The organism is Bacillus cereus group sp. MYBK139-1, from assembly GCF_051916915.1.
GTDB classification, from domain to species: Bacteria; Bacillota; Bacilli; order Bacillales; family Bacillaceae_G; genus Bacillus_A; species Bacillus_A pacificus.
The window spans coordinates 251,280-275,968 of the sequence record NZ_JBQAHO010000004.1 but is presented as its reverse complement, the minus strand read 5'-3'; the positions used below and the strand labels follow the sequence as shown (position 1 = coordinate 275,968).

Sequence of the window (24,689 nt, the reverse complement as noted above, 5' to 3'; positions counted from 1 at the left end):
CGGATAGCTTCTTTTTTATTTGCGTTCCATTACCGCAAAGTAATTGTTTTCGTTATCAGCGAAGTTAAAAGCTCTGCCAGTAGGTAAATCTACAACTTGTCCAACAGTAACGTTTTTCTCAGAAAGATCTTTATACAGTTGATCTAAGTTGTTAGAGAAGAACATAAGTGAAGGTGTATGTAAGTTTAATTCAGGTTGCATTTTTGCAATTAACTCTTTATCGTGAAGGACGATGCTTGTGCCTGCTTCTTTTGACGGCGCAATTTCAATCCAGCGAAAACCTTGTCCGTTATTTTCTTCCGCAATAATTTGGAATCCTACTGTTTCAGTCCAAAATTGTACTGCTTCATCTTGATTATTTACATATAGCATAATTTGTCCAATTTGATTAATCATAGGTGTGTCCTACTTTCTTTTCTTTTATGGAATTCTATTATATCAAAGATATGGTTTGAATACCTTTTCGTGACTTTTCCGAAATACAATCTTCGCCCATTTCATATTTGTCGTAGGAGAAGGTCCTGTAATCCATGTATGAAATGGTAGTGTACTGCATATGACCATTGTTGAAATCGAGATTGTGGCTGTTATTGTAAATAATAATAAGCTATACAATATTGTGTTTTCTTGCAGCGTGAATAAAGAAAGAAACTTTGTACATAGTTGCAAGAAAAAAAAGTGAGCTAAATAAGCACCGTACGTGTAATTCCCGATAAATCGTAAAGCTTTATATAAGAAACCGCGTCGCTGTACGATTGTAATAGATAGCACGTAAAGTATGATAATTTCGCATACGATATATAAAAACATAGACGGTTTTAAATAAGTCGAAACGGTTAAATGAATAGAGTTTGCTCCGTAAAAACTAAATAACTCATAATTAATGAATAAAAATAAGACGAAAAATAATATTGTGATAAGCGGGATATGTTTTATGACAAATGTACGCCACGCTTTTAGTGCGACAGCAGCGATTCCTCCCATGACGAAATAGAACGAATAGAAGAAGAAGGAACGATCTGTATAATGTAAAATTGTTGAGCTAGTCAATTTCTCTCCATTAAAAATGTAGTGCGAAGAATACCACATTAAGAGGAAATATAGAGAAGCAAAGACGGTCATATATTTATATATGTCTTTTTTATTTTCTGTTCGTTTTTGAAACCAATAAAATAGTGTGCACAGTAAAGGGAACAGTAGGTGAATTTGAAACATCATAATCACATACCAAAGATGGGGTGCGGCTGTTCCGAGTAATAAACTTTTTATTCCACCTTGTAATGTGATCATATCGTTTGTTGTTAATAAGTAAAGAACAGACCAGAAGAAATAAGGAATGAGTAAATGTGCGGCTTTTTCATAAATATATTCTGTGTAGGCTAGTTGCTTCGTATATTGACGAATTAAGTGGAAACCGACGATAAATATGAATGCAGGTGCTGAAAATTTTGCAAGGTTAAATAGCATACCCATAATGAGGGATTGCTCAAGTAAGACATTTCCTTGATTCATTGTATATAATAAGGAACTTTGCAAAACGACAGCAAGGAATGCAATGCTTTGCAAAACTTTAAATTCTGGTGCGCTTTGTGTCATTATGTCCACATCTCCTTTTCCATACATGATTATAGTACGGAGAATGGATGATGGGTGTGGAATGTTTGTGAAAATTTTAACAAATTTGTGGCGGAATAGATTATATCGACGATTTTTCGGATATATCGTTCATAACTTCAAATATATCAACGATTTTTTCAATATATCGACGTTTCGACAAGGGATATCGACTTATCAACAAATAACGACAAAAAGAGGATGCTCAAAACGAGCATCCTCTTTTTATCTATTAAGCAAATTTGTTTTTGATCCAGTTCTTACCTTCTACAAGGCGAGCTGTCATTACGGCACAAGCGTTATCTGCTGTTACGTTTAACATCGTTGCAGGAGGATCAATGATTGTACTAATCGCTGCAATAATTGGTAATGCTTCTGGCGGGAAGCCGTATAGGGAAACGATTAACATTTCACCAATCATACCGCCGCCTGGAATAGCGCCCATTACTGTTCCTACTAATAAAGAAACAACAAGTGCGATTGCTAATGTTTTTGGTCCTTCGAATTCCATGTTGAAAATACCGAATAAGAAAGCAATTTTTAATACGCCGCCTAAAACAGAGCCGTCTTTATGAAGTGTAGATCCAAGAAGGACAACTGTTTCACGAACGTCAGAAGAGATACCCATTTTCTTCGTTGCTTCTAAGTTTGCTGGAATACTTGCGGCACTACTACAAGTTGCAAGAGATGTAACTGTAGGAGAGACCATGTTCTTCCAAAATACTTGTACACCTTGCTTGCGACCTGCAAGGTATGCATAGAACGTAAAGAATACAAAGAAGTAAATAAGAGACGCTGGATAGTATACCATTGCTGCTCGGAAGTAAGTTCCAAGAAGCTGTGGTCCGAATTCACCAACTAATGCTGCGAAGTAAGCAGCAAGTCCGATTGGAGCGTAGTACATAATGAAAGATACGACTTTCATTGAAATTTCTGCACCAGCTTGTAAGAATGTAGCGAATGGTTTTCCTTTTTCACCAACTGCTGAAGTTGCAACCCCCATTAAGATAGAGAAGAAAATAAGAGCTAACATATTTTCACGAGATAGTAACTTCGAGAAGTCAGATACTGTTAGAATACCGACGATTTGATCTGCAACACTAACTGCTTTTTCAGCTTTGTCAGGTTGGGTTAGTTCTAATACAACACCTTGTGCTGGCGGGAATACTTTCACGACAATAATCATAAAAATAGCAGCTAAAATACTTGTAAATAAGAAAGTCCCAGCCATACTAGACATAATTTTACCGAAACGTTTTAATCCATCCATATTAGCAATAGATGACGCGATGCTAAAGAACACTAGAGGTACAACAATCGTAAACATTAAGTTTAAGAAAATGTCACCAAGCGGCTTTAAAGCAACTGCATCGGCACCCATGAAATAACCAATGAAACCACCAATTAGGATAGAAGATAATAAAATAAGTGGAAAGCGATATGCCTTCATAAATATATCCTCCTATCAATTATAAAAAATCATACTGAATTATTATAGCGAGTTAGAGCCCTCTTTACTAGGAGAATACGGATAGATGGAATAGCGTGAAAACCGAGAAATTTTTGTTTTTAAGCTCGGCATACAGCAGGAAATCTAGACATATATATTTGTAACCTAGTTGTGGTAAGGGATGCGCCGTAACCTAGGCTTGGAAAAAGGGGGAGGGGAAAAGGGATGAATATTTTACTTTGCTGTGCAGCGGGAATGTCTTCCAGTTTGATTGTTACAAAAATGGAGAAAGCAGCAGAGGCAAAAGGGATAGAGGTAAAGATTTGGGCTGTATCAGGTTCTGAAGTAAATAGCCATATTGATAAAGCAGATGTACTTTTACTTGGACCGCAAGTACGTTATTTATTACCGAAAATGAAAGAATTATGTAAGGAGAAAGGAGTACCTGTTGATGTCATTCAATCCGTCCATTACGGACTTTGTAATGGAGAAGCTATCTTGCAAGCAGCTTTGTCAATGAAACCATGAGGAGAGTGGGATAGATGATACGGTTTTTAGAGAAATATGTAATGCCGGTAGCAGGAAAGGTTGCAGAGCAGAGGCATTTGCTAGCAATTCGTGATGGACTTGTATTGACGATGCCGTTCTTAATTATAGGATCAATTTTTCTTATTATTAGTACATTACCAATCCCTGGGTATAGTGAATTCATGGCGAGTTTGTTCGGGAAAAACTGGAACGTAGCATTAGGGTATCCAGTTAGTGCAACTTTTAATATAATGGCTTTAATAGCTGTTTTTGGAATCGCTTACAGGCTTGGAGAATATTATAAAGTGGACGCTTTAGCATCCGGGGCATTGTCGCTTGTGACATTTTTACTTGCAACTCCATTTCAAGTTGCATATATCATGCCGGGTACGAAAGAAAGTATACTGGTAGATGGAGTAATTCCAGCGGCATTAATGGGAAGCCAAGGTTTATTTGTAGCGATGATTATTGCAATTATATCTACTGAAATATACCGATTTCTTGTACAAAAAAAGATGATTATAAAAATGCCTGAGACAGTTCCACCGGCAGTAACGCGTTCATTTGCAGCGCTTATTCCTGGGTTTATTGTTGTGACAGTTGTTTGGATCATTAGATTGATTTTTGAACACACAACTTTCGGAAGCATTCATAATGTTGTAGGGAAGCTACTGCAAGAACCGCTGAGTATACTTGGTGCTAGTCTTTGGGGAGCAGTTATAGCGGTTATTCTCGTTCATGTCCTTTGGGCGTGTGGAATTCATGGAGCTACAATTGTGGGCGGTGTAATGAGCCCGATTTGGTTATCGTTAATGGATCAGAACCGGATTGCTTTTCAAGCGGGCCAAGATGTACCGAACACGATTACTGCACAGTTTTTTGATTTATGGATTTATATGGGCGGTTCTGGTGCAACATTAGCCTTAGTTGTCGGAATGTTATTGTTTGCACGAAGTCAGCAATTAAAAAGTTTAGGACGATTGTCAATTGCACCTGGTATCTTTAATATTAATGAAATGGTAACTTTCGGTATGCCAATTGTCATGAATCCACTTTTACTTATTCCATTTATAGTAGTTCCTGTTGTATTAACGATTGTTTCTTATTTCGCAATGGAATGGGGATTGGTAGCTCGCCCAAGTGGTGCTGCTGTAACATGGACGACACCAATTCTATTTAGTGGATATTTAGGATCGGGTGGCAAAATTTCAGGTGTGATTTTGCAACTCGTTAACTTTGCACTAGCGTTCGTCATATATTTACCGTTCTTAAAAATATGGGATAAACAAAAAATAGCGGAAGAAAAGGGGGAGTAGAGAACTAAAATGGATACGATAGAAACGAAGGCTTTTCATTTAATTTTGCATGGGGGAAATGCGAGAAGTTGCTCAATGGAAGCAATTGATTGTGCAAAGCGTGGAGAATTTACAGAAGCAGAAGCGAAATTACAAGAAGCGTTAGAAGAATTAAAAGAGGCGCACCGTGTACAAACGGATCTCATACAGAAAGAAGCTGGTGGTGAAAAGACCGAAGTCACCCTTCTGATGGTGCACGCGCAAGATCATTTAATGAATGCAATTACGGTGAAGGAATTAGCGAGTGAATTTGTAGAATTATATAGGAAGATGTCAATATCTGAATGAACCTTGCGTATGCAAGGTTTTTTATTTCATTAAATAGAGGGTAAAAACACTAAAAATTTTTTTTAGTGTTTTTTTGTTTTAAATACAACTAGACAACTAAACACTAATCTATTTTCATACAGTTATGTGTTAAAAGCGTGTTGTTTTATAACACACTGTGTGTTTTTTGGTCGACACACTAATTGAAAGCGTTAACACACAAAGGGAATGGTCGAAAAAGTGCTGATTTTAGTGGTTTTAAAAAGTTGGCACGCTAATTGCATTAATAAATAGCGTAAAGAAAAATAAATAAAACATAAAATTTTTATACTACACAAGGGGGATTTTCAAATGAATATTTTATTATGTTGCTCAGCAGGGATGTCTACAAGTTTACTAGTTACAAAAATGGAAGCGGCTGCAAAAGCTCGCGGTCTAGAAGGAAAGATTTGGGCTGTATCTGGGGATGCAGTAAAAACAAATATCGATCAAGCAGACGTATTATTATTAGGACCACAAGTTCGTTACATGCTTTCTTCAATGAAAACGCTTGCTGATGAGAAAAACGTTGGAATCGACGTTATCAATCCAATGCACTACGGCATGATGAATGGAGAGGCAGTTTTAGATCACGCATTAACACTTAAAAAATAATTAGGGGGGAAGTAAAATGCAAAAGTTTATTGCATTTATGGAGAAGTACATGGTTCCGATTGCTGGTAAAATCGGATCGCAACGTCACTTAGCTGCGATTCGAGATGGATTTATTGCAGTTATGCCACTTATTTTAGTTGGTTCGATGGCAGTACTAGTTAATGGTTTACCAATTCCAGCATTCCAAAATTTTATGAAAGATTTATTCGGTGAAACTTGGACACAAATTGGTGCTGGTATGTGGACAGGGTCCTTCGGGGTATTAGCTCTGATGGTGGCGGTTACCATAAGTTATAACTTAGCAAAATCTTACGGTGTTGATGGATTGTCAGCAGGTATTATTTCGTTTGGTGCATTAATTATTCTTACACCAACAACACCAAAAGAAGCTGGAATAAATATGCTTTGGACAGGCGCACAGGGTTTGTTCGTTTCACTTATTGTCTCCATACTCGTAACGGAGGTATTCCGCTTCTTTGTTCAAAGAAACATTACAATTAAAATGCCTGACGGTGTACCACCAGCAGTAATGAAATCTTTCGCTGCTTTAGTTCCAGCATTTGTGATTTTAACAGGTATTGCAAGTATTCAATTAGCAGTAAAACTAGCAGGTACAAGTGTTCATGAGTATATCTTTAATACATTACAAGTTCCATTACAAGGTTTAGCGGGTACGTTACCAAGTGCAATCTTTATTGCGTTATTAGTACATGTACTTTGGTTCTTCGGTTTACATGGTCCAAATATTGTTGGTGGTATTATTGAGCCACTTTATTTACCAGCATTAGAGAAAAATATTAAGTTATTCCAAGATGGTACATCTGCATTTGATGTTCCAAACATTATTACAAAACCATTCTTTGATACTTTCGTATATCTTGGTGGTTCTGGTGCAACATTAGCGTTTTTAGTCGTTGTATTAATTGTAGCGAAAAGTGCACAATTACGCGGTGTATCTCGTCTATCAATTGGACCTGGTGCATTTAACATTAACGAACCAGTAATCTTTGGTACACCAATCGTATTAAATCCAATTTTATTCATCCCGTTCGTATTAACACCTGTTGTGTTAGTTATTACATCTTATACAGCAATTTACTTAGGATGGGTACCAAAAACAGTAGCGATGGTTCCATGGAACGTTCCACCAATTATTAGTGGGTATCTTGTAACAGGTTTACATCCTTCTGGTGCGATTTTACAATTATTCAACTTTGTTGTTGCAATGGCGATTTACTTCCCATTCGTTGTCGCATGCGATCGTTCAGTTATCCGTACTGAGAAAGCAGCACAAGGAAATAACAACTCTGTACCTATGTAACACAGTAATTGTTCTCACAGATAACACTATCTGTGAGGACAATCACCTTTATATCATGTTCAAAAAGATGAGAACCATCTACAAGAACACCAAACTATCATTCATAAATTAATACTTTAATAGACATGTTCAAACTGAAGGGGTATTTCAATCGGTTGAACCATAATAGAGAGGGCGGTAATTATGATGACTACAGCAGAACAAATTCCATTCCAATTAATTTTAAATAGTGGTAATGCACGAAGCTTTGCGATGGAGGCACTTCAATTTGCCAAACAGGGGAAAATGGCAGAAGCTGATGAAGCGATGGCAAAGGCGAAAGAAGCGATTAATGAAGCGCATCATTTTCAAACGGAGCTCATACAATCAGAAGCAAGAGGAGAAAAAACAGAGATTAGTGTTCTTTTAATTCACGCACAAGATCATTTAATGAATGCGATTACAGTAAAAGAATTAGCAGCAGAGTTTATCGATCTTTATAAAAAGCTTGAAGCGAAAGGGGAATAAAGCATGACTGGAATTAAAATTGCTACAATCGGCGGTGGATCTAGTTATACACCAGAGTTAATTGAAGGATTTATTAAGCGTTATGATGAGCTTCCTGTTCGTGAAATTTGGTTAGTAGATATTGAGGCAGGAAAAGAAAAGTTAGAAATCGTTGGTAACTTAGCGAAACGTATGGTGAAAAAATCTGGTTTACCAATTGAGGTACATTTAACGCTTGATCGTCGCGAAGCATTAAAAGATGCTGACTTCGTAACGACGCAGCTTCGCGTAGGTTTATTAGAAGCTCGCGCAAAAGATGAAGCAATCCCGTTAAAATATGATGTAATTGGTCAGGAAACGAATGGTCCTGGTGGTTTATTCAAAGCATTGAGAACGATTCCTGTTATTTTAGAAATTTGTAAGGACATGGAGGAGCTTTGTCCGAATGCATGGTTAATTAACTTTGCAAACCCAGCTGGTATGGTAACAGAAGCTGTTCTTCGTTATACAAATATTCAAAGAGTAGTTGGTCTATGTAACGTTCCAATCGGAATCCGTATGGGTCTTGCAAAATTACTTGAAGTAGATGCAAGTCGTGTACATGTGGACTTCGCAGGTTTAAACCATATGGTATACGGACTAGACGTATATTTAGATGGCGTAAGTGTAATGGATCGTGTGTTAGAACTTGTAACAGATCCAGAAAAGCAAATTACGATGGAAAATATTGCTGCGCTTAACTGGGAACCTGACTTTATTCGTGGCCTTCGTGCAATTCCATGTCCATACCATCGTTACTACTACAAAACACGTGAAATGCTAGAAGAAGAGAAAGAAGCTTCGGTTGAAAAAGGTACACGTGCAGAAGTAGTAAAACAATTAGAAGATGATTTATTCGAGTTATATAAAGACCCGAATTTAGATATTAAACCACCACAATTAGAAAAACGTGGAGGCGCTTATTATAGTGACGCAGCATGTAGCTTAATTACGTCTATTTATAATAATAAAGGTGATATCCAGCCTGTTAATACACGAAACAACGGAACAATTGCAAGCTTGCCACATGATTCGGCTGTTGAAGTGAACTGTATTATTACGAAAGAAGGTCCAAAACCAATTGCAGTTGGAGATCTTCCAGTACCAGTTCGCGGTTTAGTACAACAAATTAAATCATTCGAGCGCACAACAATTGAAGCTGCTGTTACAGGGGATTATCATAAAGCGCTGCTTGCTATGACAATTAATCCACTTGTACCATCAGATAAAGTGGCAAAACAAATTTTAGATGAAATGTTGGAAGCACATAAAGAACATCTTCCGCAGTTCTTCAAAAAGGTAGAGAAATAAAGCGGCGCTATTTAGCCCGCTTTTTTACTCTATTAGGAGGTATTACGATGATTAAGTTAATTGTAAACGCAGATGATTTCGGTCTTACAGAAGGTACAAATTACGGTATTATTGATGGGCATATAAATGGACTTGTAAATTCAACGACGATGATGATGAATATGCCAGGAACAGAGCATGCGGTACGTTTAGCGAAAGAACATAACACATTAGGAGTAGGCGTACATCTCGTATTAACAGCAGGGAAACCGCTTCTTGGAGATGTACCATCACTTGTAAGTAGCGATGGATTGTTTCATAAACAAAGCATCGTATGGGAAGGGAAGATAAATCCGGAAGAAGTCGAGAGAGAATGGACTGCTCAAATTGAGAAATTCTTATCTTACGGATTAACGCCCACTCATTTAGATAGTCATCACCATGTGCACGGATTACCGATTTTGCACGATGTTCTTGAGAGATTAGCGGCTACATATAATGTTCCGATCCGTCGTTGTGAGGAAGAGCGAGCAGTACGCCCGTTTTCTGACGTATTTTACAGTGACTTTTACGCGGATGGTGTGACGGAAGATTACTTTGTGAAGTTAAAAGAAAGAGTACAAGGTGAACAAACGGTAGAAATTATGGTTCATCCAGCTTATATTGATCCAGAGCTTGTGAAACGTTCTTCTTACGTAATGGATCGCGTGAAAGAATTGCGTATTTTAACAGAGAGCGAGTTGCCTGAAGGAATAGAGCTTGTGAAGTTTTAATAGAAAAACGACGGCTATATCATGCCGTCGTTTTTTCTATTTATAAAATGGATAGAACATATCCGCCAAAGGCTCCGAGTATAACGATAACCCAAGGTGGTGTTTTCCAAAAAGCGAGCAAGCAAAAGAGAAGAGACGCAAAAACAAAATCTACAGCGTTCATAACTGTGCTTGTCCAAATCGGATCATAAAAAGCAGCAATTAAAATACCAACAACAGCGGCATTGACTCCAAGTAGTGCGCCTTGTATGAAAGATATTTTTCTCAAACTATTCCAAAATGGTAAAACACCAATAACGAGTAAGAAAGCAGGAAGAAAAATCGCAATTGTTGCAAGTATGGCCCCAAGCGTTCCGTTTAACACTGCTCCTATATAAGAGGCGAATGTAAATAGTGGTCCTGGCATTGCTTGTGTTAATCCGTATCCAGCCAGGAACTGTTCTTTCGTCAGCATTCCGTTTTGTACGAACTCACCTTCAAGAAGAGGTAGCACGACGTGTCCGCCTCCAAATACAAGTGCACCAGAGCGATAAAAACTATCAAATAAAGCGATGTAATAAGAGAACGGTCTTAATATTGGTAGCAGTAGTAATAGTCCAAAGAATAAGACGAGACAAGAAACTGCTATCTTTTTTGAAATAGGTACTTTTATATGTTGAGATTGGCTAATTGGTTGGTTGCGATATAAAAGCCAGCCGATACAGCCAGATATGATAATGAGAGTGACTTGTGTCCAGCTACTTGGCCATAATAGGGCGATTGAGGCAGTTGCAATTGCAATCGTCGCACGATTTCGGTCTGGCGTTAATTTTTGCGCCATTCCCCATATGGCATGAGCGACAATAGCGACTGCTACAACTTTTAGTCCATGAATCCAGCCAGTACTTCCAAGATCGAACTGATTAAGGAATGAGGCGAAGAAAACTAAAACAAGCACAGACGGTAAAGTGAATCCAATCCATGAAATAATAGCTCCGAATACCCCGCCTCTTAATAATCCAACGCCCATACCGACTTGGCTGCTAGCAGGACCAGGGAGGAATTGGCATAGTGCTACTAAATCTCCATAGCTTCGTTCATCCATCCATTTTCTTTTTTGTACATATTCGTGGTGGAAATAGCCGAGATGGGCGACAGGTCCACCAAACGAAGTAAGTCCTAATTTAAATGAGACGAGAAAAATCTCTAATAATGTGTGAAAAGTGTATTTGTTTTTTTTCAAAACGACCTCCGAGAATGTGTTTTCTAAATGCATTATACAGGAGGTAGTAAAGCAAAAGAAACGATTCTAATGTAAAGATTGTGTGAATCTTTTCTTCGTAATTAACACTTGAAAAAGTCATAAATGATTATGTATAAACCATAAAGTAGTAGAAGTAGTGCTGGGAAATTTATATGAGGAGAATGCCCGTATGACAACACATTTCTTTGCGAGGTTAACAGGAAAAAGGGAAATACCTCCTGTAAATACAGAAGCTTTTGGCGTAGCAGAGTTTATATTTAGTGAGGATTTAAAGAAGTTGCAATATCGGGTCATATTGAAAAACATCGAAAAAGTTACATCATGCCAAATTCATTTAGGGAAAACAGATCAAATTGGTCCAATTGTTTTAAGTTTATTTGGTCCATTAAAGCAAGGTATTAGTGTTAATGAAGGAGTCGTCACTGGTGTAGTTAATGTGGGAGATTTTGAAGGGCCTTTACAGGGGCGAGCGTTTGATAGCTTACTGCAAGAGATCATTCAGGCGAATGTATATGTAAATGTTTATACGAAGTCTAATAAAAAAGGCGAAATCAGGGGGAGAATTAGGAAAGTAAAGAAGTAGAAAAAAGGCTGTTCATCTGGAACAGCCTTTTTTCTATAAGGTACAAATTTTAGTGAATATAGCCGGTAAATCGATATATCTTGAAAATCGCCGATAAAATCCGAGTTATGGTCGATATACTACAAAACTGCCTCAATTAATTTTTTACAGGCTGATTTTTAATGAAGAAGTCCATAACATAAAACACTTCGTCATCAGGTATTTGTATTTCAAATGTATTTTCAATTGGCTGCAATGCTTTTTTTACTTTCATATACATCCAGTATTCATCTTGTCTTCGTTTCTCTTTATCCGGATGAGGGAGGAGGCTTTCTCCTTTTTGAAGACGGTCAACCATACAGCTCATATGCAGAATAACACCCATTAAACTATCAGGAGTTAGCTGTAAGGAAATTAATTCTTGAATTGTATTTAATGCGTATCGAATTGTTTTAATAAGTAGTGCTCCGTCGTTACGCTGCATTTGTTGTTCAAGAATATCAGCCATTTTTGCATATGTTTCTTCATACGTAATTAATTCTTGAATTGGCTGAATCGCTGTGTAGTTTACAATGTCTTGGAAATGATAAGTTAAGCATGGCACCTGCACATCGAAATTCGTGACGATACAAATGATATTCCGCTCTTTTTTTATGTTCTCAATCATTTTCGTTAAATCTTTTTCATGGACGATACTAATTGGAATGATTTCAATTAAGTCTTTGTCAAATCGCAAATAGTTCTCCAACATTTTCTGAATAGCTAAAGCACTGCCTTCCCCAGTTAAACAAGCTGTTAAAATAACAGATTTCATTGGTGATAATGGCTTTTTCTTTTCTTCTTGTACGTTTAAGTAAAACGGTGTTAAGTTCTTTACTGTTTCATATAATGCATCTAACGAGTAGCCAAGCTGAGCTTTTCGAGCAGCTTCTAGTGCATGTGGAGTGCTCGTCATGGAAAGAACACGTACCGGAATTTTGAACTCAGTTTCTAATATATCACCAATATAAGCGAGAGATCCCATATCAACGAGTAAGAGAAGCCCGTTTACATTTTGGAGTGTTTTCATATACACTTTCACACGCTCTAAGAAATCTTTCGGCGATTCATGTAACGGCATATCGATACCGGTTACTTCCTCAATGCCGAGCAGTTCGTTTGCGACGTTTGCCATTTCTGTTGCTATGCCGTTGCCGTGCGCTAATATTAATACTTTTACTTCTGTTTGTGAGGCAGGAATTGGATCAACAACGAAGAACATTGTTAAAAAGCCTGCTTCATCGATAGGCATTGTTATTTGTAATTCGTCTTCCAGTAGTTGAATGCATTGCATAGCTACGGAAAAAGCTTCTTTATATTTCGTACGAATTTGATTTAATTGTGGGTGATGAATTTGTTTTCCAGCTTGTAAACGTTGTAGAGTTGTCTGTACATGTAAACTTAAAGCGAGAAATACTTTTTCATCGAATGTCTTGGATAAATGTTTTTCAGCAAGTTCAGCAATTTTTTCACAAACGGAAACGATATTACGATCTACAATTTTAAAAACATTTTCATGACTTGTTTTTTTTGACATTTGGTTAAAATATTGTACGAAAAAGCTTTGAATATCATTTTCTATTAGTAATTCTAATTCTTCCTCTTCAATACCACGAGCTTGAAGCTCTTCATATTTATAGTCAATATAATCGTAAATAGAAGACTGTTTTTCGTTTTCTGCTTTATGATTACTCCAACCTTCATCACCTGTAAATATAAATGTTTCATTCGGTATTTGGTATAGGTGACGGCTTTTTCTTTCAATGAAGAGCCCTTCCTTCATATACCAAGGTAAGTCTGTACTTGAAACATAGACGGAATCACGTTTCTTTGTCACGAAGTCAGAATAGGCTTTCGCACAGGCAATTTGTACATCCGTTTTTAATTGGCCGATGTTATTGGGACAATTGTAAAAGACGAAAGCACGCATTGCATTCGGACTAACGTGAATTTCTTTTCGCAAGCGAATTGCTTCATTTGTGAAAAATAGTTGCAGTAAAGCAAAACGTTCTTTATGTGTACGCTCACGAAGTGGTGGCAGCGTGACAGTCATTGGTATACGTCTTGTAAATGTTTTTAATAAAAATGAATTTGGTTCTTCTGTTGTAGCAGTAATGATCAATACTTGTGCTTTACGTTCGTTTTCTGTTTCTCCAAGGCGGCGATATACTCCGCGGTCAATAAAGGTGAAAAGCATTTCTTGTCCCTCTGGAGGAAGGCGATGTACTTCATCTAAGAAAAGGATCCCTTCATGTGCTTTTTCAATTAACCCTTTTTGATCACTTGCCCCTGTATACGCTCCTTTTTTAATCCCAAATAATTGCCCGAGTAGTAGCTGTGGGTTATTCGCATAATCAGCACAGTTAAAGACGATAAATGGTGCATTTTTAGGAAGCTGTTCAACTTCAATTGCATATTCGTGCATTAAAGAAGCAAACATGGATTTTCCGACGCCTGTTTCTCCGAGCAGTAAAGTATGCATACCGTTTGGAGGATAGAGAATAGAAGCTTTCGCTTTTTCGATTGCGATTTTAAGGCTCGTATTTTCAACTGCAAATGTATCTAATGAAGTTACTTCTTTTGAATGCGTTTCCAACGAAGTGTTCGTTTCTATATAAAAACGAACAGGACGCGTATTTGTTTTTAATAAACGTTTATCTTTTACGAGTTTGTTTAAGTCGCTACTTACATTGGCTCGATCTAGCTGCAACAGGGTAGCGAGTTCTGATGCAGTTACACCTTCTGTATAATTGCCTTTTTGTATTGCGTTAAAAATGAGATCTATTCGTTTCATTTCTATTCACCTCGAAACTTCATCACTATTTAAAATTTTACACAAAAATGGGAAGGGTGGGAAGAGAAAAATAAAACAGCTTTAGCACATAGGCACTAAAGCTGTTACAATCTTGTGTCTTTCCAAAAGTTTACTTCGAGATGAGAAGATGGATTATAGGGAAGAAGCTTGTATCCTTGTGACTGTAAGTAATCAATTACTTGTGGCAGTATTTGTACGGTTACACTCGAATCATGCATTAAAATTACTTCGACTTGTTCATCGCTCTGATTACGTACCCTTTCTAGTATGGCAGAAGGATTGTCGTAGCTTTTCCAGTCGTATGTATCGATTGTCCAATCCCACATTTTATACTGGGCTGATACAAGTGCATCACGGTAATTCTTTTTTAAGTAAGGCATGCTACCATATGGGACACGAACGAGATGTGTATTTAATTTTGTAACTTGTTGGACAATGTTTTGAGTTTGTTCCATTTCTGTAATTAAAGCGGATGGATCACCAGTGTAAAGGCGTTTTACATCATGGGACATACTGTGAAGTCCGATATAATGTCCATCTTTAATTAATCGTTGCATTGTCTTTTTATAATGTGGTACTTTTCCACCAATAACAAAGAAAGTTGCTTTTCCGTTCTTTTCTTTTAAGATGTTTAAAATTTGCGTAGTATATTTGTTTGGTCCGTCATCAAATGTTAAGTACGCGATTTTTTTTGTAGAAGAGGAAGTTTCGGTATTTGGATGATGTTCAGCAGGGGGAATTGTAGTTGCTCCTGCATGAGATGACGCGTACATAGTAATCGTTAAAAATAAAATAATGTATTGAAATACTCGCTTGATCATAACATTCACCCTCAGTTTGACAATCAAGATGTAAAAAAGAAAATATAATCCTTTTCTTATTATGTATATCTTTCTCCAATAGTGGAACTCTCAAACAAGCTATATTTTGGAAATATAAAATAACGAATAAAAAATAGCATCCTCTTATAAGAAAGAGGATGCTATTTGAATATTTCATAATAGTAAAGGCTATACTACAATTAGTCTTCGCGTTTTTTCACTTTTTTATAAAAGGAAATAAGTGGTTTGTAACGTTCATGTACAAGTCCAATTACTTCAGCAATAATCTCTGTAAAGAAGATTAAAACGAAAAGAAGAATAATGGATAACCATAATGTCGCACTAGAGAAAATGATTGCATTTACACTAAAGAAAATACCGAATGCGTATATAATTAGTACCGTTTTACGATGAGAGAAGCCCATTGCAAGTAAACGGTGATGTAAATGCGACTTATCTGGTGCTGAAATAGGTTTTTTATTTACGATACGACGGATAATTGCAAATGTCGTATCAAATACAGGCACGCCTAAAATGATAACTGGAACGATAAAGCTGAATAGCGTTACACTTTTGTATAATCCAAGTAACGATATAACAGAAATACAGTATCCTAAAAATAGTGCTCCTGTATCTCCCATGAAAATTTTTGCTGGATGGAAGTTGTAGAATAAAAATCCAATTGTACTTGCTAATGTAATTAATGCTAGTGGTAAGATAATAGCAGCTCCAGTACCCCATGGGCTAGTGAAGGCCATATATGCTAGCGTTGCCAGTACGATAGATGAAATACCAGCGGATAATCCATCTAAGCCGTCAATTAAGTTGATGGCATTTGTAATACCTACAATCCAAAATACTGTAATTGGGTAAGCAAGCCATCCAAGTTCAGTATCCCCGAGGATTGGAATATATAATACTTGCACTAATAATCCACTTTTTACAATCATAATGGCAACTAATAGTTGTCCACCGAATTTTACCTTCGCAGATAACTCGTACATATCATCTAAAATACCGATGATTACAATGATAATCGCACCTAGCGTTATCGATAACATTCTTTGTTCGTATAAGCCACCGACAACAAATCCAACAGCCACACCAATAAATATTGCTAACCCGCCAAGACGAGGCATAATCTTTTGGTGCACTTTACGCGCGTTTGGCTTATCTGTTGCTCCTATTTTAAAAGCTAACTTAATAACTAAAGGAGTAACGACGAGTACAGTGATGAAAGATGCCAAAATGGCATAAATCACTTGTGAGTCCATTAATACCCCACCCTTTTATAGTCTAACGTAATTTTTTTTAATATATTTATCTGAAAATTATGATGTTTATTTACAGGCTCATAACATATGGTATCACAAAAAGATTAGAATTCAATCTTTTTTTCGTTTTATGGTAAATGGAAGCAGATAGAATATATGACAATGGTATACAGAATGTTGAATCATTTGAGAAGGTTAATCGTATTGGGCTTTGGAATATGACATTTTTTCTTTCTCTTTAATAGCGAATAATTTTATTTCAATATTATAAGTGTTACACGTAGAAATGAGTAAGTTCCGTGTTAAAATGTGGGAATTTTTCAAGCCTGAACGTACAGCTTTAATCTCGGTAAAATTTCTATTGGTTTTATGGACAATATTTAATTTTACAAAAACTTAAAAAAGAATGAAGAAAGCAATTCATATAATAAAGAAGTAAAAGAGTTTTCTCATTTTTAATGTGAGAGGGGGAAGCACAGGGGAAATTCTATGTATTCGTATATTTTCTATTGTATATTCCTGTGCGAAAAGGAAATGAAAATTACGATAATAGGTACCGGATACGTTGGATTGATTACAGGAGTAGGATTGGCAGTATTGGGACATTCGGTTACATGTTTTGATATAGATGATGAGAAAATTGAACGGATAAAACAAGGGGATCTGCCTATTTATGAAGCTGGCTTATATGAATTAATACATGATGCGTGTGAGAATAATCGTTTAACTTTTACAACAAGTAAAGAAGAAGCATTTCATGATGCAGAATTTATATTTATTGCAGTTGGAACGCCATCGTTATTAGATGGGACAGCAGATTTAACATATATTCAAAATGCATGTTTTGATATTGGAGCATATGCGACTAAAGACATTATTGTTGTTACAAAAAGTACTGTTCCTGTAGGGACGAATGGTGCTATGAGGGGATGGATTGAGGAGACATTACAAAATAGGCATGAATTACATATTGTATCGAATCCCGAATTTTTACGGGAGGGTTCAGGGATTTACGATTTTTTTCAGGGAGATCGTATTGTAATTGGAGCTGATGATGAGGAAGCGGCGCGAAAAGTTGAGAATTTATATAGTAAATTACATTTGCAAACGTATGTTACAGATATAAAAAGTGCAGAGATGATTAAATACGCATCGAATGCCTTTTTAGCGACAAAAATTAGTTTTATCAATGAAATTTCAAATATATGTGAGAAGGTAGGAGCTAATGTATTAGATGTTGCAAAAGGAATGGGAATGGATAAGAGAATTGGGTCGTCTTTTTTAAATGCGGGCATTGGTTACGGGGGATCGTGTTTTCCGAAAGATACGAAAGCGCTTGTGCAAATTGCAGGGAATGTGGCGCATGATTTTCGTTTGTTAAAAGCCGTCATTGAAGTAAATAATAAACAACAGCTATTATTGATTGAGAAAGCGAAGAAAGTAATAAATATGAACAAGAAGCGGATTGCAGTGCTGGGAGCAGCATTTAAACCGAATACAGATGATATAAGAGACGCACCGTCCCTTATTATGATACAAGAATTAATGAATATAGGTGCAGACATAGTACTATATGACCCGAAGGCGATTCAAAATATGAAAAATATCTTTGGGGAGACTATACAATATAGCGAATGTATAGATGAATCGATTAGAGGAGCGAGTGCGGCTTTTATCGTGACAGAATGGGAGGCTATCCGAACGTATCCGTTAGGAAAGTACGTACAACTTATGAGAGAACCTATTTTATTTGATGGAAGAAATTGTTATACTAATGAGGATGTCAAGAAACAAGGAATAGATTATTATTCTGTTGGAAGAGAAAGTATTCATAAGAGGGATTTTTCCGTTATTCGTTAAAAAGGTATGTATTCATGTATATTCTTATATGTCATAATAGGATTTGTAACTAGTGAAAGAAAAGAGGCAATGAAATGACTGAACGTTTAAAAGTAATGACAATTTTCGGGACACGTCCAGAAGCAATTAAAATGGCACCTCTTGTATTAGAGTTGCAAAAGCATCCAGAGAAAATTGAATCAATTGTGACTGTAACAGCACAACATCGTCAAATGTTAGACCAAGTATTAAGTATCTTTGGAATTACACCAGATTTCGATTTGAATATTATGAAGGATCGCCAAACTTTAATCGATATTACAACGCGTGGTTTAGAAGGTTTGGATAAAGTAATGAAAGAAGCAAAGCCGGATATCGTACTTGTACATGGTGATACGACGACAACGTTTATTGCAAGCTTAGCTGCTTTCTATAATCAAATTCCAGTAGGTCATGTCGAGGCAGGACTTCGTACATGGGATAAATATTCTCCATACCCAGAAGAGATGAATCGTCAATTAACAGGCGTAATGGCAGATCTTCATTTCTCACCTACAGCAAAATCAGCAACGAACTTACAGAAAGAAAATAAAGATGAATCACGCATTTTCATAACAGGAAATACAGCGATTGACGCACTAAAAACGACTGTAAAAGAAACATATAGTCATCCTGTACTAGAGAAACTTGGAAGTGATCGTCTTGTACTTATGACAGCTCACCGTCGTGAAAACCTAGGAGAGCCAATGCGTAATATGTTCCGTGCAATTAAGCGTCTTGTTGATAAGCATGAAGACGTACAAGTTGTGTATCCTGTTCATATGAACCCTGTTGTTCGTGAAACTGCAAATGATATTTTAGGCGATCATGGCCGCATTCATTTAATTGAGCCGCTAGATGTAATTGATTTCCACAATGTTGCAGCTCGTTCATACTTAATGTTAACTGACTCTGGCGGGGTACAAGAGGAAGCACCATCACTCGGTGTGCCAGTTCTTGTTCTTCGTGATACAACAGAGCGTCCAGAAGGTATTGAAGCAGGTACGTTGAAATTAGCGGGAACAGACGAAGAGACAATCTTTAGCCTTGCTGATGAGTTGTTATCAGACAAAGAAGCTCATGATAAGATGTCAAAAGCGTCTAATCCGTACGGTGATGGCCGTGCATCAGAGCGTATTGTAGAAGCAATTTTAAAACACTTTAATAAATAAAAAAAAGCCAAATCGCATGCGATTTGGCTTTTTTATTGCTGATTTCTCATAATCCACTCTGCATGAGCATTCGTAGAAGGAGGGGGATCAGTTGGTGTTTTGTTCTGATTCTGATTCTGATTCGTTTCTTTCTTCGCTTTCTCGTTAGAGTTAGAATTTGAAGAAGGAGTGGATTCCGTTTTTGTTGTTGAATTTTCTTGCGTGGTTACCTTTTCTCCTAGTTCTTTTTTAATTTCGTTACGTACTGCCTCAACACCGTTTGGATCTGGAAGGAAGTAATAAATACCACCTATTTTTTTGTCTTCTCCTTCAAGTTTGAGTGTTTGTATTGTAGAAGGATCAAACCCAGAAAGTTTCTTGTAAAGAGCAAGGCCATCAGAAATAGGAATGTCAGTTTTTATATATTTTCCAACGACCGCTGTTAAATCTTTAATTTTAAATACGGTAGAGGTGGAATTTAGTTTTTGAGCAACAGCAGCTAGTAATTGTCTTTGTCTAGCGGCCCGACCATAGTCACCATTTGGATCTTGCTTTCGCATACGAACGTAAGCGAGTGCTTCTTCACCATTTAATTCTTGCTGTCCTTGCTTAAATTGGATTTTTTTGTAGTAATCTACGTCTGAACGCTCCCAAAAATCGAAGGGAACATCAACAGTAACACCGCCAACAGCATCAACAATACCTTTAAATCCTTGGAAATCAATTTTAACATAATGGTCTACAGGTACTTTTAGGAAACCCTCGACAGTTTTGATTGCCATTTCTTCTCCGCCGTAAGCATGCGCAGCGTTAATTTTGTCCTCTTTATTCTTTCCGACAATTGGAACGCGACTATCACGAGGAATACTCATAAGCGAAATCTTTTGCGTTTTCGGATTAACTGTCGCAAACATTAATGAATCTGTACGACCGTTTTGACCGTCTGTTGCATAATCTTCTATACCCATAATAAGGAGTGTAAAAGGCTCCTTTGTAATTTCTACATCTTCGGTTCTCAAATCCGATTTTTCACGAGTAAAACCACTATACATCCCCATGAGAGAAGAGTAGGAATTTAATATATAAAGTCCTACACTACCAAATAAAAATAAGAAAATAAGGAAGTAGAAAAACTTTCTTCTTCGTTTCTTTTTTATTCTGCTATTTTGGAGATGATAATAACGTTCTTCCATATATAATCTCCTTAGTTCATTTGTAGGAAAGTAATTCACTACATTAATCTTTAAAGGCGATACAGTAGTTATTCTTAGATAATATCTTGTTCTAAGTACAACATATCTCCTTCTGTAATTGTACATTTCCCATTTGTTAATTCAATCATCCAATCCGTGAATGCTTGTTTTCCATCTTCTTCTACATACGTATCAAATGTGACATTTTCGAGGTAATGTATATCTTTAATGGCATATTTTGAATTACGTAATTCATTTTCAATTTTGCCAAGTAATGTGTAATCAATTTCGGTCTGCATAATACGCATTAGCTTTCGCTCGACAATACCGACATGATTAATGCCTTCGCTTGTACATTTTCCATATGCGCGAATTAATCCACCAGCGCCCAGTTTGATGCCACCAAAATAGCGGGTAACGACAACGACGGTATCTTTTAAACCGCGTTTTTTTAGTACCTCTAACATAGGTACGCCAGCTGTACCACTAGGTTCACCATCATCATTTGCTTTTTGGATTTGATCTTGTTCGCCAATTAAATACGCAGAACAATTATGTGTTGCATTCCAGTTTTGTTTTTTGATTTTTTGTATGAATTCTTGAGCTTCTTCTTCGGTTGTAGCACGACTAACATAGCAGATGAATCTTGATTTTTGAATAACAATTTCGTGTTCACCGTAGTCTTTTATTGTTAAATATTGTAATAACACTTGTATACGCCCCTATCCATCAAAATGACTAGTACTTTACATTTTAAAAGCGGGCGTTTTTATATTCAAACATTTTTTATAAATAAGCTGAAATTTTTGATGAGTATTTTACCTTTTTGTTGTAATTTGTCGAGATGATAAGTATAATTTCAAACCCGCATTTTCATGTATGGATGCACCATTTTTAGTTTTCGTGTAAAATTAGGAAATAAAAACTTTTTTATAAGGCAGGTACGAAAATGAAAACAGCTATTGTTACTGATAGTACAGCATATATACCGAAGCATATTCGTGATGAACTCAATATATATATGATTCCATTAAACGTTGTGTTTGGAACGGAATCTTATCAAGAAGAAGCTGAAATTTCAGCAGATGATTTTTATGTAAAAGTACGTGAGCAAGAAGAGCTTCCGAAAACTTCTCAACCAGCAATCGGAAAGTTTGTTGAGCTATATGAAGAATTATCTAAGGATTATGATGCAGTTATTAGCATTCATCTTTCAAGTGGGATTAGTGGTACATATCAAACGTCAACGACAGCTGGTCAAATGGTAGAGGGTATTGATGTATATACGTACGACTCTGAAATTAGTTGTGAAGTACAAGGATTCTACGTGCGTGAAGGTGCAAAGCTAGCAAGCGAAGGGAAGGATCCAAAAGAGATTATCGCCCGTTTTGATGAAATGAAGAAAACGATGGACGCTTATTTTGTAGTAGATGATTTACACCATTTACAACGTGGAGGACGATTAAATAGTGCGCAAGCTTTCATCGGTAGTCTGTTACAAGTAAAGCCGGTTTTATATTTTAGAGACAAAATCATTATCCCGTTTGAAAAGATTCGTACGCGTAAAAAAGCGTTAAAACGTATCATTGAAATTTTTGATGAGCAAGCAAGTAAAGGTGTACCTATGGAAGCAGTTATCATTCATGCACAACGTGAAGAGGAAGCGAATGAATGGAAGGCAGAATTAGAAGCAAAATATCCTCATGTTACAATCCGCACAGGTTATTTCGGTGCTGTAATTGGAACGCATTTAGGTGAAGGTGCACTAGGTCTTGGATGGTATACGAAGTAATAAAGATATAAAAAGCTCTCTTTCGGAAGAGGGTTTTTTTACGGATATTTTACGTGAAGTTGACAAGTTAATATTTGGAAATGGTAAAATGTACGTAAAATAAAATAATGAGGAAAGTTTTATAACTTACTTTTTACAAGAAACTATATTATAATAGAAGAGAGGTGAAACATATGGAGCATAATTCTTGTTTATGTCCAAAGTTTGAGTCAGCTTTTACTTTGCTTAGTAAGAAATGGACTGGCTTAATTATTAAATCTTTGCTGGAAGAGTCAAAACGTTTTAGAGAAATCGCAGATATTATACCGAATATGAGCGATCGTATGTTATCAGAGCGTTTAAAGGAATTGGAAAGCGAAGGCATTGTAGTTCGTAATGTTTATCCAGAAGTACCAGTTCGAATCGAGTACGGCTTAACGGACAAGGGAAAAGCGTTAGAAAGTGTTATGGATGAAGTCCAAAATTGGGCTGAGAAATGGATGAAATAACGTTTTGATTTCATCCGTATTAGTATATTTAATAAAACGTAAGGGGAACCTTGCGTTTTTTTCTTTGCTTAAAAAAACTTTTAAAACTCTACACATATATACAAAAATATGCATATTTTGCGATAGAGTTACATATAATATTACATTTGTTTTACAAAAGCGTAACATTAGCAAAAAAAATCCCGAATTATGGTATAAATTTTATAGGTTATATACGGAAAAAGAAAAAAGAAAGCGGTGTAAAAAATAAAATGAAAAAGCTAAAAATGGCATCTTGCGCATTAGTTGCAGGGTTAATGTTTTCAGGACTAACACCAAATGTATTTGCGGAAGATAAAATTTCTGACGTGAAATCACAAATTAATACACAAAATGACACTTTACATAAACAACAACAAGAACGTGATGAATTACAAAAACAAATGAATGACTTAAACAAAACAATTCAAGGTTTAGATAAGTCTGTTCAAGAGAATGCTGCAAAGCTTGATGAAACAACGAAAAAAGTTGCGGACACTGAGCAATTAATCGAAAAGAAAAATAAAGATATTGCAGAATTACAAACGAAAATTGCAAAACGTGAAGAGTTATTAAGAAAACGTTTAGTTGCACTTCAAGAGCAACCAAACACGAACGTTGTAACAGAAGTTCTTGTAAACTCTAAAAACGTTGCAGATTTAGTTGATCGTTTAACTTCTGTTTCTAAAATTCTTGAGTCTGACGAAGATATCATGAAAACACAACAAGAAGATCAAGCGAACGTGAAAAAAGATGTTGAAACGGTAAAAACAAAGCAAAAAGAATTAAAAGAAGCACAAGCTCAAATTGAAACTGCTAAGAAAGAACTTGACGCTGAAAAAGAGAAAAAAGCAGCGGCAGTAAACGATTTAAGCGGTAAAATGGATACAGTTGTAACTTCAATGACAAGTACGGAAAGTCAATTGAAAGATCTTGAAAAACAAGCATTACAATTACAACGTATTGCTGAACAAGAAGCGCAAGAAAAAGCTGCACAAGAAGCTGCTGCTCAAAAACAAGCAGAGCAAGCTGCTAAAGATGCGCAAGCTCAACCAGCACAAGCGGCACCTGCTCAGCCAGCGGCACCAGCAAACAACGGTGGACAAGCTCAAAAAGAAGAACCTAAAAAGGAAGAGCCTAAAAAAGAAGCACCTAAAAAAGAAGATAAAAAACCAGAACCGACACCAGGCCCAGCTCCAGCTCCTGGCGTAATTGGTAAAGCGCAACAATACTTAGGTTTACCATATGTTTGGGGAAGTGCATCTCCATCAAACGGTGGTTTTGACTGTAGTGGATTCATTTCTTACGTATTCGGTGTAGGTCGTCAAGACGTTGCAGGTTACTGGAATTCAGTTTCTAAAGTAAGTAGCCCACAACCTGGAGATTTAGTATTCTTCCAAGGTACTTATAAACCAGGTCCATCTCACATTGGTATTTACGTTGGCAATGGCCAAATGATTCATGCTGGTGACAAAGGGATTGCTTACTCTAGCTTAAGCAGTAGCTACAACCAAAAACATTTCTTAGGATACGGTAGATTCTAGGATTTATAATCGAATAAAACATGTGTATAAAGTCGATAGCTTACTATTTTATAGGTAGGTTATCGGCTTTTTTGCGTTTTTACGAGATTATAAG

At 36.5% G+C, this 24,689-nt stretch carries 23 protein-coding genes; 14 read left to right on the top strand and 9 right to left on the bottom strand.

Features of this window, described 5'->3' with window-relative positions:
- Window positions 1-15: 15 nt before the first annotated feature.
- The 3 genes from ACTFRS_RS21995 to ACTFRS_RS21985 all read right to left on the bottom strand — a co-directional run bounded on the left by ACTFRS_RS21995 (window position 16) and on the right by ACTFRS_RS21985 (window position 3,064).
- A complete protein-coding gene (locus tag ACTFRS_RS21995) occupies window positions 16-396 on the bottom strand; it encodes a VOC family protein (RefSeq protein WP_000609844.1) in 381 nt (126 codons plus the stop codon).
- 42 nt (window positions 397-438) lie between these two features.
- A complete protein-coding gene (locus ACTFRS_RS21990) occupies window positions 439-1,596 on the bottom strand; it encodes an acyltransferase (RefSeq protein WP_431085082.1) in 1,158 nt (385 codons plus the stop codon).
- Between the two features lie 250 nt (window positions 1,597-1,846).
- The gene (locus tag ACTFRS_RS21985) at window positions 1,847-3,064 is read right to left on the bottom strand and encodes a dicarboxylate/amino acid:cation symporter (RefSeq protein ID WP_000649373.1); all 1,218 of its coding nucleotides are present in this window, start codon (window positions 3,062-3,064) and stop codon (window positions 1,847-1,849) included.
- A 225-nt stretch (window positions 3,065-3,289) separates the two neighbouring features.
- On the opposite strand from ACTFRS_RS21985, the gene ACTFRS_RS21980 reads away from it, so the two are divergent.
- The 8 genes from ACTFRS_RS21980 to chbG all read left to right on the top strand — a co-directional run bounded on the left by ACTFRS_RS21980 (window position 3,290) and on the right by chbG (window position 9,777).
- Window positions 3,290-3,592, top strand: a complete 303-nt coding sequence (locus ACTFRS_RS21980; protein ID WP_001023538.1) for a PTS sugar transporter subunit IIB — start codon at window positions 3,290-3,292, stop codon at window positions 3,590-3,592.
- Between the two features lie 14 nt (window positions 3,593-3,606).
- The gene (gene celB, locus ACTFRS_RS21975; RefSeq protein ID WP_000617776.1) at window positions 3,607-4,908 is read left to right on the top strand and encodes a PTS cellobiose transporter subunit IIC; all 1,302 of its coding nucleotides are present in this window, start codon (window positions 3,607-3,609) and stop codon (window positions 4,906-4,908) included.
- A gap of 9 nt (window positions 4,909-4,917) precedes the next feature.
- Window positions 4,918-5,235 carry a PTS lactose/cellobiose transporter subunit IIA gene (locus ACTFRS_RS21970; protein WP_001977014.1) on the top strand — a complete coding sequence of 106 codons (318 nt, stop codon included), beginning with the start codon at window positions 4,918-4,920 and terminating at the stop codon, window positions 5,233-5,235.
- A 330-nt stretch (window positions 5,236-5,565) separates the two neighbouring features.
- Window positions 5,566-5,868, top strand: a complete 303-nt coding sequence (locus tag ACTFRS_RS21965; RefSeq protein WP_001023567.1) for a PTS sugar transporter subunit IIB — start codon at window positions 5,566-5,568, stop codon at window positions 5,866-5,868.
- Between the two features lie 16 nt (window positions 5,869-5,884).
- Window positions 5,885-7,189, top strand: coding sequence for a PTS cellobiose transporter subunit IIC (gene celB, locus ACTFRS_RS21960; protein WP_139868391.1), 1,305 nt, complete (start codon window positions 5,885-5,887; stop codon window positions 7,187-7,189).
- Between the two features lie 183 nt (window positions 7,190-7,372).
- On the top strand, window positions 7,373-7,696 hold the full coding sequence (locus ACTFRS_RS21955) for a PTS lactose/cellobiose transporter subunit IIA (RefSeq protein WP_000989047.1): 324 nt from the start codon (window positions 7,373-7,375) through the stop codon (window positions 7,694-7,696).
- Window positions 7,697-7,699: 3 nt separating this feature from the next.
- Window positions 7,700-9,025 (top strand): 6-phospho-beta-glucosidase, encoded by a 1,326-nt coding sequence (celF, locus tag ACTFRS_RS21950; protein ID WP_431085083.1) that lies wholly within the window; start codon window positions 7,700-7,702, stop codon window positions 9,023-9,025.
- A gap of 47 nt (window positions 9,026-9,072) precedes the next feature.
- Window positions 9,073-9,777 carry a chitin disaccharide deacetylase gene (chbG, locus tag ACTFRS_RS21945; protein WP_431085084.1) on the top strand — a complete coding sequence of 235 codons (705 nt, stop codon included), beginning with the start codon at window positions 9,073-9,075 and terminating at the stop codon, window positions 9,775-9,777.
- Window positions 9,778-9,817: 40 nt separating this feature from the next.
- Here the strand turns inward: chbG and ACTFRS_RS21940 are convergent, their stop codons facing one another.
- Window positions 9,818-10,999 carry a chromate transporter gene (locus ACTFRS_RS21940; protein WP_440025026.1) on the bottom strand — a complete coding sequence of 394 codons (1,182 nt, stop codon included), beginning with the start codon at window positions 10,997-10,999 and terminating at the stop codon, window positions 9,818-9,820.
- Between the two features lie 190 nt (window positions 11,000-11,189).
- On the opposite strand from ACTFRS_RS21940, the gene exsM reads away from it, so the two are divergent.
- Window positions 11,190-11,603, top strand: a complete 414-nt coding sequence (exsM, locus tag ACTFRS_RS21935; RefSeq protein WP_139868383.1) for an exosporium regulatory protein ExsM — start codon at window positions 11,190-11,192, stop codon at window positions 11,601-11,603.
- A gap of 136 nt (window positions 11,604-11,739) precedes the next feature.
- Here the strand turns inward: exsM and ACTFRS_RS21930 are convergent, their stop codons facing one another.
- The 3 genes from ACTFRS_RS21930 to ACTFRS_RS21920 all read right to left on the bottom strand — a co-directional run bounded on the left by ACTFRS_RS21930 (window position 11,740) and on the right by ACTFRS_RS21920 (window position 16,531).
- Complete coding sequence (locus ACTFRS_RS21930; protein WP_061184236.1) at window positions 11,740-14,415, bottom strand: PRD domain-containing protein; 2,676 nt, start codon at window positions 14,413-14,415, stop codon at window positions 11,740-11,742.
- A 104-nt stretch (window positions 14,416-14,519) separates the two neighbouring features.
- Window positions 14,520-15,257, bottom strand: coding sequence for a polysaccharide deacetylase family protein (locus ACTFRS_RS21925; protein ID WP_242293925.1), 738 nt, complete (start codon window positions 15,255-15,257; stop codon window positions 14,520-14,522).
- Between the two features lie 200 nt (window positions 15,258-15,457).
- Window positions 15,458-16,531 carry a glycosyltransferase family 4 protein gene (locus ACTFRS_RS21920; protein ID WP_016718934.1) on the bottom strand — a complete coding sequence of 358 codons (1,074 nt, stop codon included), beginning with the start codon at window positions 16,529-16,531 and terminating at the stop codon, window positions 15,458-15,460.
- A gap of 489 nt (window positions 16,532-17,020) precedes the next feature.
- On the opposite strand from ACTFRS_RS21920, the gene ACTFRS_RS21915 reads away from it, so the two are divergent.
- Together ACTFRS_RS21915 and wecB are read left to right on the top strand one after the other, a co-directional pair.
- On the top strand, window positions 17,021-18,391 hold the full coding sequence (locus ACTFRS_RS21915; RefSeq protein WP_431077730.1) for a UDP-glucose dehydrogenase family protein: 1,371 nt from the start codon (window positions 17,021-17,023) through the stop codon (window positions 18,389-18,391).
- Between the two features lie 74 nt (window positions 18,392-18,465).
- Window positions 18,466-19,581 (top strand): non-hydrolyzing UDP-N-acetylglucosamine 2-epimerase, encoded by a 1,116-nt coding sequence (gene wecB, locus ACTFRS_RS21910; protein ID WP_000140134.1) that lies wholly within the window; start codon window positions 18,466-18,468, stop codon window positions 19,579-19,581.
- A 32-nt stretch (window positions 19,582-19,613) separates the two neighbouring features.
- On the opposite strand, the gene ACTFRS_RS21905 is transcribed toward wecB, so the two are convergent.
- Both ACTFRS_RS21905 and ACTFRS_RS21900 read right to left on the bottom strand, forming a co-directional pair.
- On the bottom strand, window positions 19,614-20,753 hold the full coding sequence (locus ACTFRS_RS21905) for an LCP family protein (protein ID WP_439195194.1): 1,140 nt from the start codon (window positions 20,751-20,753) through the stop codon (window positions 19,614-19,616).
- A 74-nt stretch (window positions 20,754-20,827) separates the two neighbouring features.
- Window positions 20,828-21,463 (bottom strand): YigZ family protein, encoded by a 636-nt coding sequence (locus ACTFRS_RS21900; protein WP_139868377.1) that lies wholly within the window; start codon window positions 21,461-21,463, stop codon window positions 20,828-20,830.
- 239 nt (window positions 21,464-21,702) lie between these two features.
- On the opposite strand from ACTFRS_RS21900, the gene ACTFRS_RS21895 reads away from it, so the two are divergent.
- From ACTFRS_RS21895 to ACTFRS_RS21885, 3 genes are all read left to right on the top strand, one after another.
- Window positions 21,703-22,545 carry a DegV family protein gene (locus ACTFRS_RS21895; RefSeq protein WP_000844764.1) on the top strand — a complete coding sequence of 281 codons (843 nt, stop codon included), beginning with the start codon at window positions 21,703-21,705 and terminating at the stop codon, window positions 22,543-22,545.
- A gap of 173 nt (window positions 22,546-22,718) precedes the next feature.
- Window positions 22,719-23,033, top strand: coding sequence for a winged helix-turn-helix transcriptional regulator (locus ACTFRS_RS21890; RefSeq protein WP_000400857.1), 315 nt, complete (start codon window positions 22,719-22,721; stop codon window positions 23,031-23,033).
- A 146-nt stretch (window positions 23,034-23,179) separates the two neighbouring features.
- Window positions 23,180-24,595, top strand: a complete 1,416-nt coding sequence (locus tag ACTFRS_RS21885) for a C40 family peptidase (protein ID WP_113712272.1) — start codon at window positions 23,180-23,182, stop codon at window positions 24,593-24,595.
- The last annotated feature ends 94 nt before the right edge of the window (window positions 24,596-24,689 follow it).